Source organism: Weizmannia sp. FSL K6-3076 (assembly GCF_038007245.1).
Taxonomy (GTDB): Bacteria; Bacillota; Bacilli; order Bacillales; family Bacillaceae_C; genus Weizmannia; species Weizmannia faecalis.
In genome coordinates this window covers 2,069,759-2,084,329 of record NZ_JBBOWU010000001.1, presented here as the reverse complement: position 1 = coordinate 2,084,329, position 14,571 = coordinate 2,069,759, and the positions used below count along the sequence as shown (strand labels likewise).

General features: G+C 46.8%; 17 protein-coding genes, 1 tRNA gene and 1 pseudogene. 16 read left to right on the top strand and 3 right to left on the bottom strand.

What is annotated here, in order from left to right; all coding sequences use genetic code 11:
* The first annotated feature begins 252 nt into the window (after nt 1-252).
* The 8 genes and pseudogenes from NSS95_RS09945 to NSS95_RS09910 all read left to right on the top strand — a co-directional run bounded on the left by NSS95_RS09945 (nt 253) and on the right by NSS95_RS09910 (nt 5,701).
* Nucleotides 253-552 (top strand): DUF1648 domain-containing protein, encoded by a 300-nt coding sequence (locus tag NSS95_RS09945; RefSeq protein WP_026684041.1) that lies wholly within the window; start codon nt 253-255, stop codon nt 550-552.
* A 12-nt stretch (nt 553-564) separates the two neighbouring features.
* Complete coding sequence (locus tag NSS95_RS09940) at nt 565-1,653, top strand: DUF2157 domain-containing protein (RefSeq protein WP_014097818.1); 1,089 nt, start codon at nt 565-567, stop codon at nt 1,651-1,653.
* Nucleotides 1,646-2,170, top strand: a complete 525-nt coding sequence (locus NSS95_RS09935) for a GDYXXLXY domain-containing protein (RefSeq protein WP_328229082.1) — start codon at nt 1,646-1,648, stop codon at nt 2,168-2,170. The genes NSS95_RS09940 and NSS95_RS09935 overlap by 8 nt, the downstream gene beginning before the upstream one ends.
* A 441-nt stretch (nt 2,171-2,611) precedes the next feature.
* The gene (locus NSS95_RS09930; RefSeq protein ID WP_035184469.1) at nt 2,612-3,064 is read left to right on the top strand and encodes a MarR family winged helix-turn-helix transcriptional regulator; all 453 of its coding nucleotides are present in this window, start codon (nt 2,612-2,614) and stop codon (nt 3,062-3,064) included.
* A 10-nt stretch (nt 3,065-3,074) separates the two neighbouring features.
* Entirely contained in the window at nt 3,075-3,884 is an 810-nt protein-coding gene (gene racE / locus NSS95_RS09925; RefSeq protein WP_017551093.1) for a glutamate racemase, read from the top strand.
* 91 nt (nt 3,885-3,975) lie between these two features.
* Nucleotides 3,976-4,191 carry a hypothetical protein gene (locus tag NSS95_RS09920; RefSeq protein WP_014097822.1) on the top strand — a complete coding sequence of 72 codons (216 nt, stop codon included), beginning with the start codon at nt 3,976-3,978 and terminating at the stop codon, nt 4,189-4,191.
* Nucleotides 4,188-4,556, top strand: a complete 369-nt coding sequence (locus NSS95_RS09915; protein WP_014097823.1) for a spore coat protein — start codon at nt 4,188-4,190, stop codon at nt 4,554-4,556. The genes NSS95_RS09920 and NSS95_RS09915 overlap by 4 nt, the downstream gene beginning before the upstream one ends.
* A 9-nt stretch (nt 4,557-4,565) precedes the next feature.
* Nucleotides 4,566-5,701 (top strand): annotated as a pseudogene (locus NSS95_RS09910) (zinc-dependent alcohol dehydrogenase).
* 146 nt (nt 5,702-5,847) lie between these two features.
* On the opposite strand, the gene NSS95_RS09905 reads toward NSS95_RS09910, so the two are convergent.
* Both NSS95_RS09905 and NSS95_RS09900 read right to left on the bottom strand, forming a co-directional pair.
* Nucleotides 5,848-6,150, bottom strand: a complete 303-nt coding sequence (locus tag NSS95_RS09905) for a spore coat protein (protein ID WP_014097825.1) — start codon at nt 6,148-6,150, stop codon at nt 5,848-5,850.
* Nucleotides 6,147-6,347 carry a hypothetical protein gene (locus NSS95_RS09900; RefSeq protein WP_014097826.1) on the bottom strand — a complete coding sequence of 67 codons (201 nt, stop codon included), beginning with the start codon at nt 6,345-6,347 and terminating at the stop codon, nt 6,147-6,149. Before NSS95_RS09900 ends, NSS95_RS09905 begins: the two co-directional genes overlap by 4 nt.
* A gap of 143 nt (nt 6,348-6,490) precedes the next feature.
* Here NSS95_RS09900 and NSS95_RS09895 point away from each other — a divergent pair, with 143 nt between their 5' ends.
* From NSS95_RS09895 to NSS95_RS09880, 4 genes are all read left to right on the top strand, one after another.
* Entirely contained in the window at nt 6,491-7,531 is a 1,041-nt protein-coding gene (locus tag NSS95_RS09895; RefSeq protein WP_340713875.1) for a GerMN domain-containing protein, read from the top strand.
* A gap of 107 nt (nt 7,532-7,638) precedes the next feature.
* A complete protein-coding gene (locus NSS95_RS09890) occupies nt 7,639-8,247 on the top strand; it encodes an XTP/dITP diphosphatase (RefSeq protein ID WP_014097828.1) in 609 nt (202 codons plus the stop codon).
* Nucleotides 8,244-8,753: a metallophosphoesterase gene (locus NSS95_RS09885; protein WP_014097829.1), complete on the top strand. Its 510-nt coding sequence runs from the start codon at nt 8,244-8,246 to the stop codon at nt 8,751-8,753. Before NSS95_RS09890 ends, NSS95_RS09885 begins: the two co-directional genes overlap by 4 nt.
* Nucleotides 8,754-8,996: 243 nt before the next feature.
* Nucleotides 8,997-9,070: transfer RNA gene (locus tag NSS95_RS09880), tRNA-Arg, on the top strand.
* A 221-nt stretch (nt 9,071-9,291) separates the two neighbouring features.
* Here NSS95_RS09880 and NSS95_RS09875 read toward each other — a convergent pair.
* Complete coding sequence (locus NSS95_RS09875) at nt 9,292-9,588, bottom strand: hypothetical protein (RefSeq protein WP_328229080.1); 297 nt, start codon at nt 9,586-9,588, stop codon at nt 9,292-9,294.
* Nucleotides 9,589-9,722: 134 nt separating this feature from the next.
* Here NSS95_RS09875 and NSS95_RS09870 point away from each other — a divergent pair, with 134 nt between their 5' ends.
* The 4 genes from NSS95_RS09870 to clpX all read left to right on the top strand — a co-directional run bounded on the left by NSS95_RS09870 (nt 9,723) and on the right by clpX (nt 14,385).
* Nucleotides 9,723-10,166 (top strand): YndM family protein, encoded by a 444-nt coding sequence (locus NSS95_RS09870; RefSeq protein WP_014097832.1) that lies wholly within the window; start codon nt 9,723-9,725, stop codon nt 10,164-10,166.
* A gap of 139 nt (nt 10,167-10,305) precedes the next feature.
* The gene (locus NSS95_RS09865) at nt 10,306-11,298 is read left to right on the top strand and encodes a tetratricopeptide repeat protein (protein WP_014097833.1); all 993 of its coding nucleotides are present in this window, start codon (nt 10,306-10,308) and stop codon (nt 11,296-11,298) included.
* Nucleotides 11,299-11,461: 163 nt separating this feature from the next.
* Nucleotides 11,462-12,748 carry a trigger factor gene (gene tig, locus NSS95_RS09860; RefSeq protein WP_061574087.1) on the top strand — a complete coding sequence of 429 codons (1,287 nt, stop codon included), beginning with the start codon at nt 11,462-11,464 and terminating at the stop codon, nt 12,746-12,748.
* A gap of 368 nt (nt 12,749-13,116) precedes the next feature.
* Nucleotides 13,117-14,385: an ATP-dependent protease ATP-binding subunit ClpX gene (gene clpX, locus NSS95_RS09855; protein WP_014097835.1), complete on the top strand. Its 1,269-nt coding sequence runs from the start codon at nt 13,117-13,119 to the stop codon at nt 14,383-14,385.
* Nucleotides 14,386-14,571 lie beyond the last annotated feature (186 nt).

Genomic DNA, 14,571 nt, shown 5'->3' with positions numbered 1-14,571 from the left:
ATATTTTCAGGATATATAGTTGAACTAAACATTACTACTTCTTTATACGTTGCCAGAAGCAATGTCTGTCCTGAACGTCATTGATTTTGGCACGTTTTATGTAGATTAATAAATTTATAGCTGCAAGCATCGCAATTTAACATACGGGCGAATGATATTTTGCCGGCATTTTGTTTCCGGCTTTTCCCGCCTGGAAAAATGATATGAACATTCGCCAAAATACAGTACAATAGCATGAAAGGATGTGAGTTTATGCGGTTTTTTCTCAAAGTGACGGATCCGGCATTTTTGCTTATTTTGATACTGGTTGCCGCGCTTGTATCCCTGATCGGGTTTGCATTTGCACCGGCGATCATTCCGTTCCATTTTAACGGATATTTACGGCCGGACGGATTTATAAATAAGTGGGCCGGTTTTTCCATTTTGCCTGTCGTGATGTGGCTTATCTGGCTACTCTCAAGGAAAGGAGTGTCATACAAAGCGTCACTGTGCATTCTATTTTTATTTATCATCCATGTCTTGCTTGTTCTGTATGCGCTTTTTTCAAAATGAGGGGGAGTCAAAATGAAAAGAAAGATTGGCAGAAAAAACTATGCATGGATGAAAAGCGAGCTTGCTTTTTTTGAAGAAGAAGGGACCATTACGCATACGCAAAAAGACGAGATGCTTGCACAGTATGAGGTTTCCCGGGGGGTGAGCCTTGTCCGCATTCTTGTCATGGTCGGGGCCCTTTTGCTTGGGGCGGGCATTTTCAGCTTTATTGCCAGCAATTGGGTCTATCTTGGCAAAACGGTCAAATTTCTCATCATCCTTGCTGCGATTGCAGGCGTGAACGGAGCGGCTATCAAACTGGAGAACAGCCATCCGAAAACAGCACGCGGCTTGTACTTTCTTGGTGTCCTGTTTTTCGGGGCGGGCATTTTTCTCACCGGGCAAATTTTTAACCTTGGCGGCTCATTCGGCCAGGCATTTTTATGGTGGGGGATTGGATCGCTGCCAATGGCCTATGTGCTGAAAGACAAATGGCTCTCCATTTTTGCCACAGTGCTTTTCCTTTTGTATTTGGATGCTGAAAATACCGGCATCGGGTACTTCGCTGTTCTCATTACCGCACTTTTAGCAGGATTACTTTACTGGATAAATGAAAAAACGGTTGCTTCCCGCCTGCTTCTGTTTTTCGTAAACGCGCTTTCGATTGCCGTGCTGTCCGTATTTCTGTTTAAACTCAGTGCATTCTTTCCCGCATACGGACATTTGGCTGCCTTTCTGCTTCTCTTTGTTGCCGGCTTCGTGATGCTGCGATTGCCGGTTCAGGAAGCGTACAGAGAAGTGATGCGGCTGGAAGGCCATTTACTTCACGGTTTGATGGGCATCCTGCTTACTTTTTCGTCTGTTTGGGAAGGTACGGTTTTTGGCAGCCACTTCAATTTAGCATTTTCAGTTGTGTACTTTCTGCTTGTCCTGTATTTTATCAAAACCGGCAGCCTTACCAATATCTTCATTCTCTGCATTTTTGTGCTGCGTTTTTACCTTGACTTTTCCTACGACTTTTTGCCGAAATCCATTGTTTTCATCATTGGCGGCCTAATTTTTATCGGTTTTGGCTTTTATTTTGAAAAGCAGCGGAAAGAAGGGGGAAACGGCCATGCATGATCTGGTGAAAAGAGGGCTTGCTGCGTTTGTTCCGATTGCCATTTTACTCGGGATGATTGTTTTGCCGTTATATACGGTTGCGGTGGGGGAACCGGTCAAACTGCAAATGGAACCGGTGGACCCGACGGATGCCTTCAGGGGCGATTATATACAGGTGAATCTTGAAGCGGAAACGGTACCGGCCAGCCGTCTGGACCGCAGTGCCATCGAGTATTTTGCGGGCCATAAAGGCGGGGAACTGACCGTGTATGCCCTGCTTAAAAAAGATGAAAAGGGCATTTGCCATGTGAAAAGTGTATCCGCCGAAAATCCGCGGGGCGGAATATATTTAAAAGGGAAGGCTTACGAGTGGGAAGACGATGAGCAAAAAGTGTATATTGATTATCATCTTGATAAATTTTTTGTGCCTCAACATAGCGGGAAAGAAATCGAGCAGGCGGCAACAAAAGGGAGCGCTGCAGCAGTGGTAAAAATTTACCGCGGCCGTGCCGTTATCACGAATCTCGTAACTGAGTGACGGCCTACCCGACCGAATTTCTCTTGCACGTTTTTTCACGCATATAGAAATCCGGTTGGGAAATGCCGGGCAAAAAATCCCCCTGCATCCCGCACCCGGTGCACGTTCGCAACAGCGCCATATGGTTTGAAACGGTGTTGCTTATGCAAGTCTACACCCACATAAATGTCGTTCGCAACAGCGCCATATGGTTTGAAACCGCACCGGGCCGTTTTCTTTTTCAAAAAATAGCGGACCGGAAGCTTGTTCAATATGCAAATTTTACCCGGACAGTGTTTTCACAACCCTATACCGGGCCGCTTTTCCTTCCACAGCTTTACTTGGAAAGCAATGGAACGAAACTATGTAAAAATCTGTCTTGAAATTTCGGGTGAAAAGGGTCAAAATAGCTTATAGTAAAACAGTCATCACCGTATTTTTGAGAGAGGGGCCGCTTTGGACATGGAACAGCAACCATACATACATGATCCGGAAGTTGTAGCACAAATTGAAAAAGATTTGCGTTACATATCCGGCATTGTCAAGCAAAAGGGCCGTGAATTATTAAGCGATTATAAAATCACGCCGCCACAGTTTCTGGCGCTTCAATGGCTTTTTGAGGAAGGCGATATGACGATCGGGGAACTGTCGAACCGAATGTACCTGGCTTTCAGTACAACGACAGACCTGATTGACCGGATGGAAAAAAATGAACTCGTCAGGCGCGTAAAAGATCCGCATGACAGGCGGGTTGTCCGCATCCATTTACTGGAAAAGGGACGAGTATTGATCGACGAAGTGATCCGAAAACGGCAAGCTTACTTGCAGGGTGTGCTGAGCCATTTTTCACCGGATGAACTGGTCAAATTAAAAAACAACTTACTGCAATTGCATCAGGAAATGAAGACAGAATGAGGCGAGAAGTTTGAATGCACCAATTGGCGTGATTGATTCGGGGGTTGGCGGCCTGACCGTCGCAAAGGAAATGATGCGCCAGCTTCCGAATGAGACCATTTATTATGTGGGCGATACAGCACGATGCCCGTATGGACCGCGGCCGGTGGAAGAAGTCAAAAAATTCACTTGGCAGATGATCCGATTTCTGATGGACAAACAAATAAAAATGCTGGTCATCGCCTGCAATACGGCTACGGCAGTGATTTTGGACGAAGTCAGAGAAGAGCTGAAGATTCCGGTGCTCGGCGTCATTTATCCCGGCGCGCGGGCCGCTTTAAAACATACAAAAAATTTCCGGATCGGCGTGCTCGGCACGATCGGCACGATTAAAAGCCAGGCGTATGAACGGGCGTTAAAAAGCATCAATAAAAAAGTCAAGATTACGGCGCTTGCCTGCCCGAAATTTGTCCCGCTTGTGGAAAGCGGCCAGTACAACAGTCCGATTGCCAAAAAAATTGTTGCCGAAACTTTGTATCCAATCCAAAATTGCGGCATTGACACCGTCATTCTCGGATGTACCCATTATCCGCTCCTCGGGCCGATTATCCAAAACGTGATGGGCGCGGGCGTTTCGGTCATCAGTTCCGGGGAGGAAACCGCGCGAGAAGTGAGCACGCTTCTTTACTTCCATGACCTTTTTAATATGGAAGACACGCGGCAGAAGCACCGCTTTTACACTACCGGCTCGAGCAAAATATTTGCCGCACTTGCATCAGACTGGCTTGAACAGGATATTACTGGTGTGGAAACCATTCAATTGGGGGAGACGCTCTCCTGATTGGGTGGTTTTTTTGTTTTGCCTTCATCCAAGCCCGCATAGAAACGGCTGTGAATAGGCACAATAGCTTTTGAAAAACGGAGGTGGATATATGGAAAACAATGGTTTGGCTTACCACGAAACAAGGGAGCTCCATGAAATGCTCAATTTCAAAACCATTTGTTTATTAAAATCGAAAATGATGTCCGGCCTGGTATTCGACCAGGATTTGAAGGCATTGATGGAAAAAGATGTGCAGCAGGCAGAAGCAGCCATTCAAGAAATGAAAGCTTTATACAAGCTGAATCCGGGAGGGATGCTGCAATGATTCATGATTACTTGGAAATCGAAAACGCGGAAGGCATGCCAGAAATGGCGGATTCAGCGGTTGCACTTGAATTTTTGATGAGTATTAAAACCGGGATCCGGAATGCAGCGGCAGCCATTACGGAATCAAGAACGCCTGCGGTGAGGGCCGCATTCCAGAAACAGCTTGCAGAGGGCCTTTCCCTTCATGAAGAGGTTTCAAATTTCATGATGCAAAAAGGCTGGCTCCACCCGTATAACGTAGATGACCAGTACAAACTGGATATGAAATCCGCTGACATGGCGTTGATGATCGGCAAACTGAACCTGTTTCCCGGCAATACATCGCGCATGGGCATGATGGCGCAGATTGATGCGGACGAATAGGAGGAAAACATGAAAGCAGTCACTTTCCAGGGAATCAAAGATGTCAGAGTAAAAGATGTGCCGGAACCGAAAATAGAGAAAAAGATGATATTATTGTGAAAATTACGTCATCGGCCATTTGCGGCTCCGATTTGCATCTCATCCACGGCATGATACCGAATTTTCCGGAAGACTATATCATCGGGCATGAGCCGCTCGGGATTGTCGAAGAAACCGGACCGGATGTCACGAAAGTCAAAAAAGGGGATAGGGTGATTATACCGTTCACTGTCGCCTGCGGGGAATGCTGGTATTGCACACACCATCTGGAAAGCCAGTGTGACAATGCGAATGCGAACGGCGAGATGGGCGGCTATTTTGGATATTCCCATCTGACAGGCGGCTATCCGGGGGGCCAGGCGGAATATTTACGCGTCCCGTATGCGAATTTTACACCGTTTAAAATTCCGGAAAACAGCGAAGTCAAAGATGAAGAACTCGTGTTGCTTTCAGATGCCGCTTCCACTGCGTTCTGGTCGGTGGACAATGCGGGTGTAAAAGACGGTGACACGGTTGTCGTGCTCGGCTGTGGACCGGTCGGCCTGCTTGCGCAAAAATTTGCATGGCTGAAAGGGGCGAAACGTGTCATTGCCGTTGATTATCTGGATTACCGGTTGCAGCATGCCAAGAAGTATAACAAAGTGGAAACCGTCAACTTTGAACAGCACGACAATACCGGCGAATATTTGAAAGAACTCACTAAAGGCGGTGCGGATGTTGTCATTGATGCAGTTGGCATGGACGGAAAAATGACACCGATGGAATATTTGACATCCGGGCTGAAACTCCAGGGCGGGGCGATGAGTGCGCTTGTCATCGCGTCACAGGCGGTGAGAAAAGGCGGCACCATCCAGGTAACAGGTGTTTACGGCGGCCGTTACAACGCATTTCCGCTCGGCGATATTTTCCAGCGCAATGTCAGCCTTCGCACGGGACAGGCGCCGGTCATTCATTATATGCCGTTTCTGTATGACCTTGTGGCGCAGGAAAAAGTCACACTCAGCGACATCGTGACGCATGTATTGCCGCTTGACCAGGCTGAAAAAGGATACGAAGTGTTTGATACAAGAACGGACAATTGCATAAAAGTGGTCCTCAAGCCGTAAAAAAAGCCCGGCGCTGCTTTTTTTAAAAGCAGGCCGGGTTTTTCGTGCCTGTCCTCTTCAAATGTGTAAAGCGAAAGCCAGCAGATAAGAGGGAGAAGGCCGGCTGCGCTTTAAACTGACGTAAAGTAAAGCAGTGGGTACGCCGTTTAATCGGGAAGGGGGATTTGTAAGGCGGTCCGGGCTGCCTGCATGTCGACATGCAACTGGTCCTCTATATGATAAGGGTGATAGTAACCCTTTTCAATCATAAAGTCCATGATCTTATCATGCATGTCAATGGCCGCCAGAAGCTGTGCGGAAAGAGCGGCTCTGGCTTCCGCTGTTGCCGCCTCGGTTACCGCAAACGCGAGCATCTTCACACCGGACTTTGTTGAAATGAGCAAGTCAGATGCAATGATGCTGTCTGACATGTCCCCCATCCCGATGATGTTTTGGAGAAAGCCGTTCATTTTTCTTCCCTCCCCAAAAGCGACATGAGTTGTTCGATATCCTGCTTCGCCTGCTTTGCATTCTGCCCGAGCAGTTCTTTTAAAGCCGGATCCTGTGCAATGGCCGACATGGTTGCGGATTTTGTTAAGCAGATGTTTTTAAACATTAATATTTCGTGCATATCAAGCGTTTCATGAACGCCCAGTGTCTGGTCCAAATCAATCCCTCCTGTTCAGCTGTATTTTTATTATGGAAAAGCGTGCCGTTTTTATTCTGCCCCGAAATTTTTGCATGTCCGGTCTAATTTTTCGGAATGCCAGTATACATAGTAGTACAAACAGTCTTCGGGAGGGGAAAGGGATGGTAAAAAAAGCAAAGGCAGCCGGCAAACTTGCCCTGGCGTTTGCGGCATGCAGCATCTGGATCTCGGGTTGCAGCCTGCTACCTGAGAAGCAGCCGGAAAAAATTGATCCACATCAAAGTGTTTCTGTAAAAGACGGAGCGAAACAAACCGCAAAAGCAAAGAAAGGGCAGGTGCTAACAGAGCTGTATTTGATTGATAAATACGGTTATGTCGTTCCACAAACGATCGCCTTGCCCGAAAGCAAAAGCATTGCAAAACAGGCACTGGAATACCTCGTGCAGGACGGCCCGGTTTCCAATTTGCTGCCGAACGGCTTCCGCGCGGTCCTTCCCGCGAATACGCAGTTGTCGGTAGATGTGAAAGACGGTTTGGCGACGGTCGACTTTTCGGGGGATTTCAAAGACTATCAAGCGCACGATGAACAAAAAATATTGGAATCGGTCACATGGACGCTGACCCAGTTCGACTCCATTCAAAAGGTCTCGCTTAAAATGAATGGCAAAAAACTGAAGGCGATGCCGGTTGCGGGGACACCCGTAAGCCCGGATGGTTTGACAAGGGAGGCAGGCATCAATACGGATACAAAGTATGTTGCCGATATTACAAATACCCATCCGGTCACCGTTTATTATTTGGCGGAAACAAGGGAGCAAAGCTATTATGTGCCGGTAACGAAGCGCGTTGCGGACAGTAACAAGGACGATGTCGCAGCAGCGGTTGAAGAACTGGTTAAAGGTCCTTCCCCGGGTTCCCATCTTGTGTCCGGATTCATGGACGATGTCAAACTGAAGAAACAGCCGGAAGTGGCAAACGGGAAAGTGACGGTTGATTTTAATAAAGAAATTTTAGGGAGCCTCGATAAAAAGATGATCTCAAACGAAGTGCTCGATCCGCTCGTCCTGACGCTGACCGAGCAAAAAGGGATTATAAGCGTTGCAGTCGAAGTGGACGGCAGTACAAAGCTTGTTACAGAAGACGGAAAATCGGTTTCAGAACCGGTGACAAGGCCGGAAAAAGTCAACACGGGTAGTTTTTAGCGTGGTTTTTTTGTTATACTATAGAATATGGGACAAAAGGGGTAGCCAGACTACCTCTTATTTGTATCGTGCATACATAATACATTTCCTTTAAAAGGGGGAGAAAATTGGCGGCTGTTTTGATTGCAACAAAAAACAAAGGTAAAGCAAAAGAATTTGCAGCTTTATTTTCCCGGTTCGAGCTCGAGGTGAAAACGTTTTTGGATATGGAAGGCGCACCGGACGTAGAGGAAACGGGGAAAACGTTTGAAGAAAATGCGATTTTAAAAGCGGAAGCGGCGGCCAATGCATACGGCATGATGGCAATTGCCGATGATTCGGGGCTTATGATCGATGCGCTTGGCGGCAGGCCGGGGGTTTATTCTGCACGCTATGCAGGGAAAGAGAAAAATGATGAGGCAAACATCGATAAGGTGCTTTCCGAGCTTGAAGGGGTACCGGATGAAAAACGTACAGCTTCTTTTTATTGTGCACTTGCGGTTGCCCGCCCTGGAAAAGAAACATTTACGGTGTCCGGGACGCTTCAGGGAAGGATCACGCGGGAAAGGATCGGAGAGAACGGATTCGGGTACGATCCCATTTTTATGCTTCCGTCCGGCAAAACGCTTGCCCAGCTTTCTGCCGAAGAAAAAAATAAAATCAGCCACCGTGCCCATGCACTGGCAAAACTTTCGGATGCACTGTATTCGATTTTAGGGGAGGAAGGCAAAAAATGAAACTGCTGATTGCAAGTGACAGCCACGGACTTACGGAAGAGCTGATCGAGCTTAAACGGCGGTACGGCGGGGAAATGGACGCGATGATCCATTGCGGCGATTCGGAGTTGCGAGCGGACGAGGAGGCCATCCGGGACTTTTTAACCGTGCGCGGCAATTGCGATTATGAGCGGAAATTTCCGCTTGATATCACGAAAGAAATTGGGGACAGCAAAATATTTGTCACCCACGGCCACCATTATAATGTAAAAATGACCCTGTTGAATTTGTCTTATAAAGCAAAAGAAGTGGGGGCGGATTTTGTTTTTTTCGGGCACTCCCATATTCTCGGTGCCGAGCTGATTGAAAATACTCTTTTCCTGAATCCCGGCAGCCTTTTGATGCCAAGGGGCAGGACGGAACGGACGTATGCGGTTGTGGAGAAAAACGGAAATACGATCCGTGTTTCATTTTATACGGACAAGCACCGCGAACTTGAGGATTTACGCCAGGAATTCTCGTTATGACGCCGGGAACTCCGGCTGCAGAGCAAGGCGGGTACGAAGCCGGGCCAATCCGGTTGCGGAAACCGCTGCCTGCTGCTGCACCCGCCCGTTGCAGGAAAAAATCGTGTTTTTTTCAAATTCATGATTGACATTTGCCCGCCTGCTGATTAAAATGAAATATGTTCGTAACAAACCTTATAAGGTTTGTTTTCAAGTGATTTTTGATTGAAATGGAAAATATTTGACAACAAACCATTTTAAAGTGTCCCAGTAGCTCAGCAGGATAGAGCATCGGCCTTCTAAGCCGCAGGTCGGGGGTTCGAATCCCTCCTGGGACGTAGCGCATTTTGAAGATAAACCCTTGATATGAAAGGGTTTTGGACAGCTAAGGGATGCTAACGCAGATTAGAACACTGTGGCAGTATCCCTTTTTTATCCCTGCAATTTTCCTACTTTGATCGAATCCCTCCTGAGACGTAGCGTATAACCGCAAAAAGGCCGGGCAGCAGGGATTTTCCCTTGTTGCCCGGCCTTTTGTGTAAAATGGCGGAAAGAGCAGTTATGATTTTTGCCCTTCTTTTTCCAGTTCTTTCATTTCTTTATGGGTTTGCGGAAATCCGTTTGCGATCCATTCGGAACGGTATGTGGAGTCCAGCTGTGTAAGTCCTTTTTCTTCCGGCACTTTGTCTGCATCCACACTTTCCATCCGGTCGATTTTTTTGCTGTTTCTCATATCCGTGTCTTCCCAAGTTTCAGCCGAATCTTTTTGCCGTTTGTTGCAAGCGGCCATGGCCAGCACGGCTCCCCCGGCGGAAAGCAAAGTGCCTGAAATCAGATTCATCATTGACCTTTTCATCGAATCCCTCCGTCATGTGTAGACTTGTTATTCATTACCCCTTTTTTCTTCTTTTAAATCATCCCATCATGTTTCAATCCTTTTTCATTTGGACAAACTATAAGTAAAACTGCCTGTTTAAGGGAGGAATTGAAATGCGAAATGCAATCGTTTTACTGGCAAAATTTATCACGTGCATTGTCGCTTTTGCGGTTGCGCTTGATCTCTTTTTCGATGCGACGATCACAGACATTTTATCGTTCAGCCTGCTTGTCACAATAGTGTCTTATGTTGTTGGAGATGTGCTCCTTTTGCCACGCATTGGGAATTGGAAAGCAACCGTTGTTGATTTTTTGCTTGTTTATGCCAGTGTCTGGATTTTCGGGAACGTCGTGCTTGACAATTATTTGCAAATTGCATGGGGCAGCTTCATTGCCGCCTGCCTGATTTCGGCTGCGGAAGTGCTCGTGCACAGGTTTTTGCATCATGATGCCCCAAGCGCTGAAAACACGGCAAAAAGGCAAAATCAACGCCTTGCTTATGGCACGGAAATGGCTGAGGAAGAGGACATTCACGATATCAGACCGGACAAGAAATAAGCAAGCCGGACACGGAAGCTTTATGGCTTTCTGTGTTTGGCTTTTTTCATAATAGAAAGCCCCCTGGCAGTATAAACCCTTTGCAAAAAAACCGGTTCATGCTACACTAGTGACGATCTAAAAAAAGGCGGAATGGACAATGAAAAACGGAAAAAGCAATGTGGTGCCGTTCCCCCGTCTGAAAGAACGCCTCTTGGAGCGGGGACTCGAATCCATCAGCCAAAAAGAATATAAAGAAGCTGCCGCGCTGCTTCGCCAGGCACGCCGGCTTGACCATGACGATGGGGAAATCGGGACCGCCTACATGATTGCGCTCTATGAAGCCGGCGATTATGAAGGGGCGAAAGAACAAGGCAGACAAATGCTTCGTGAAGGAAACGGTGACTACTTCGAAATCCTCGATCTGTTTCTCATGATTCTTGTCCAGCTCGGTGAACATGAAGAAATCAGCAGTACCTTGCGCGCTCTGCTGGAAGAAAAAGAAGCCCCACCGGACAAGCTGGATCATTATGAAAAACTGCTCGCTTTCAGTGAAAAGCGGATGCAAATGCCAAAACCAGAACGGGAGCCCGAGCATACGGGCCGTAAGCTTTTTGAAACCGGGGACCAGGAAGAACAAATCTTGCGGGTTTCGCATCTTGTGCATGAAAATATCCGGCCGTATCTCGATGAAATCCGGGCATATATCCGGGATCCGGACAAACATCCGTTTATCCAGACCCTTTTGCTGAACGTTTTAAAAGAACAGGGGATCACGGATGAATTCGAGGTGCAAAAACTCGGCAAGGCTGGCGCCGTAAATCCCGCGCATCTTTTGCCGATTTTTGAAACGCAGCTGTATAATCTTTTGATTACGCGGCTTTCAAGGGATGTCGAACAAAAAAATCCGACACTTTTTGCTCAGATTAAAACGGTTTTGGACCGGCATTTTTTCCTGCTGTACCCGTTTGAACCGGAGCCGGAAGATCCCGCGCTGTGGACGGCTGCCTACTACAGCATGGGCCTGAAGCTTTTCGGGCAGGAAGCGTATTTTGATAAAATCGCGATGTACTATTCGGTGGAGCCGGATACCTTGCTTGAGGCCGTCCGCTATCTCGAAAGCCTTGAGGAAATTTCTTTGCCGAATCTGTAGGCTCATCATTGAAAGACAAAAAAGCTATGTTATAATTAAATGGTTGTAAACTGTCTTTTTTCAATCCGTATTTGAAAAAAGCAATAGACAAGGGAATCAGGAAACAGACCCGGTCTATTTCCTATTATTACATTATTATTTATAGATTGTTGGAGGGAAAGGTATGTCAGCAAAATGGGAAAAAACTGAAGGAAACCAGGGGATCCTGACAGTTGAAGTAGATGCTGAAACGGTTGATAAAAGTCTGGATAAAGCCTTCAAAAAAGTAGTGAAACAAATCAATGTCCCGGGTTTCCGGAAGGGGAAAATCCCGCGTCCTTTATTTGAAAAACGTTTCGGTGTGGAATCTCTTTACCAGGATGCACTGGATATGATCGTGCCTGGCGAATACGAAAAAGCGATCGAAGAAACCGGCATTGAACCGGTCGATACGCCGAATATTGATGTCGAACAAATGGAAAAAGGCAAACCGTTAATCTTTAAAGCGACTGTTACCGTGAAACCGGAAGTAAAACTTGGCGAATACAAAGGCCTTGAAGTCGAAAAACCGGATACAGAAGTAACGGACGAAGACGTGGAAGAAGAATTGAAGAAACTGCAGGAACGCCTTGCCGAACTCGTGATCAAGGAAGACGGCGAAGCGGAAATGGGCGACACGGTTGTCATCGACTTCGAAGGATTCGTTGACGGCGAAGCGTTCGAAGGCGGATCTGCGGAAAACTATTCGCTTGAACTTGGGTCGGGCAACTTCATCCCGGGTTTTGAAGAACAATTAGCAGGCGTAAAAACCGGCGATGAAAAAGAAATCGAAGTCACTTTCCCGGAAGAATACCATGCTAGTGAACTTGCAGGCAAAAAAGCTGTTTTCAAGGTAAAAGTCCATGAAATCAAAGCGAAACACCTGCCTGAACTGGACGATGAATTCGCGCAGGATGCGGATGACGAAGTGGAAACGCTGGATGCATTAAAAGAAAAAATCAAAAAAGACTTAAAAGAATCGAAAGAACATGCGGCAAAACACGCGGTTGAAGATGCAGTGGTCGAAAAAGCAGCGGAAAATGCGGAAATGGACATTCCGGAAGCGATGATCAATACGGAATTGAACCGCATGCTGCAAGAATTCGAACAAAACCTGAGTGCCCAGGGGCTGAACCTTGAACTTTACTATCAGTTCTCCGGCCAGAATGAAGAAGCGCTCCGCAATCAGATGAAAGAAGATGCGGAAAAACGCGTCCGCTTTAATCTGACGCTTGAAGCGGTTGCCAATGCGGAAAAGCTTGAAGTATCCGATGAAGAAGTGGATGAAGAGTTGAAACGCATGTCCGAAATGTACGGCATGCCCGTTGAAGATATCAGGCGGGTGCTCGGTTCTACGGATGGCATCAAAGCCGATCTGAAAGCGCGCAAAGCGATCGATTTTCTTGTGCAAAACAGCAAAACTGTTGCATAATATAAATAGAAATACAAGGCACGGCACTGGCTCGTGTCTTGTTTTCTAACCTGCGGGCTGTGCCAAAAAAATACATAGAAGCCTATACTGTAAGAGAAGCGCACCAGAAACTTAGCGGTGCAATTTTTCAGGATGGAGAAGAATATTCGTCTGGTTTTTGGGAAAATCTGGAGTAGAGAGGAATTTTACATATGCATGGAGAATGATATAAGCAGTTTATTTCCTGCCACCATAGTTTTGTGATACAATCCATATACAAATCACAGCAAAAGGGGTTTGTATAATGGTAAGCGGGAGTCTTAAAGGGTCCCTGTTATTTCAGGAACTGCCAATGGAGTGGAAGAAGTACAATATAAGGGGTGAATGGAATGTTCAAATTCAGCGATGAAAAACAGCAGTTAAAATGTTCTTTCTGCGGAAAATCGCAGGACCAGGTGCGAAAATTGGTCGCTGGTCCGGGTGTGTATATATGTGATGAATGTATTGAATTGTGCACGGAAATTGTTGAAGAAGAATTTGGCACAGAAGAAGAAGTGGAATTCAAAGACATTCCGAAACCGCATGAAATCCGTGAAATTCTTGCGGAATACGTGATCGGCCAGGAACAGGCGAAAAAATCGCTTGCGGTTGCCGTATATAACCATTATAAACGGATTAATTCCAACAGCAAAATTGATGAAGTAGAGCTGGCAAAAAGCAATATTTGCTTAATCGGGCCGACGGGGAGCGGGAAAACGTTGCTTGCGCAAACGCTGGCACGCATTTTGAATGTGCCGTTTGCGATTGCCGATGCCACATCGCTGACGGAAGCCGGCTATGTTGGAGAAGACGTCGAAAATATTTTGTTAAAGCTGATCCAGGCGGCTGATTATGATGTGGAAAAAGCGGAAAAAGGCATCATCTATATTGATGAGATTGATAAAATTGCCCGTAAATCGGAAAACCCTTCGATTACGCGCGATGTTTCCGGCGAAGGCGTGCAGCAGGCGCTCCTGAAAATTTTGGAAGGCACGGTTGCGAGCGTTCCGCCTCAAGGAGGGCGCAAACATCCGCACCAGGAATTTATCCAGATTGACACAACCAATATTCTGTTTATTTGCGGCGGTGCGTTTGACGGCATCGACCAGATCATTAAACGCCGCCTCGGCAAAAAAGTGATCGGTTTCGGCACCGATTTAAAAAATGACGAACTCGATGAACAATCGCTCCTGAAGCACGTACTGCCGGAAGATTTGCTTTCTTTCGGGCTGATTCCGGAATTCATCGGCCGCCTTCCGGTCATTGCTACTTTGGAACAATTGGATGAAGAGGCATTGATTAAAATTTTGACCGAACCGAAAAATGCGCTGGTCAAGCAGTACAAAAAAATGTTGGAACTCGACCATGTAGAATTGGAATTTGAACAGGATGCGCTGAAGGAAATCGCGAAAAAAGCGATCGAAAGAAAAACGGGTGCACGCGGCTTGCGTTCCATTATTGAAGGCATTATGCTCGATGTCATGTTTGACTTGCCGTCCCGGGAAGATATTGAAAAATGTATTGTTACAAAAGAATCCGTCCTGGACAAAGAATTCCCGAGGCTCGTGCTGAAAGACGGCACAGTCATTGAAGGTAGCGACCAGACAAAATCGGCATAAATAAGCGGAGCCGGGCTGCCCGCCGGCAATCCGGCGTGAACATCCTTTTATGAACAGGAACCGGTCTAAGGCAGCAGGGTTAAATTCCCGGTATTGGCACAGCGCCGGCAAAATGAAAGGCGAAGCAGAATAAAGAAGCAATGGGCGAGCGGTGCGCTTGCCCTTTTTTCTTCCGCCCGCCCATTC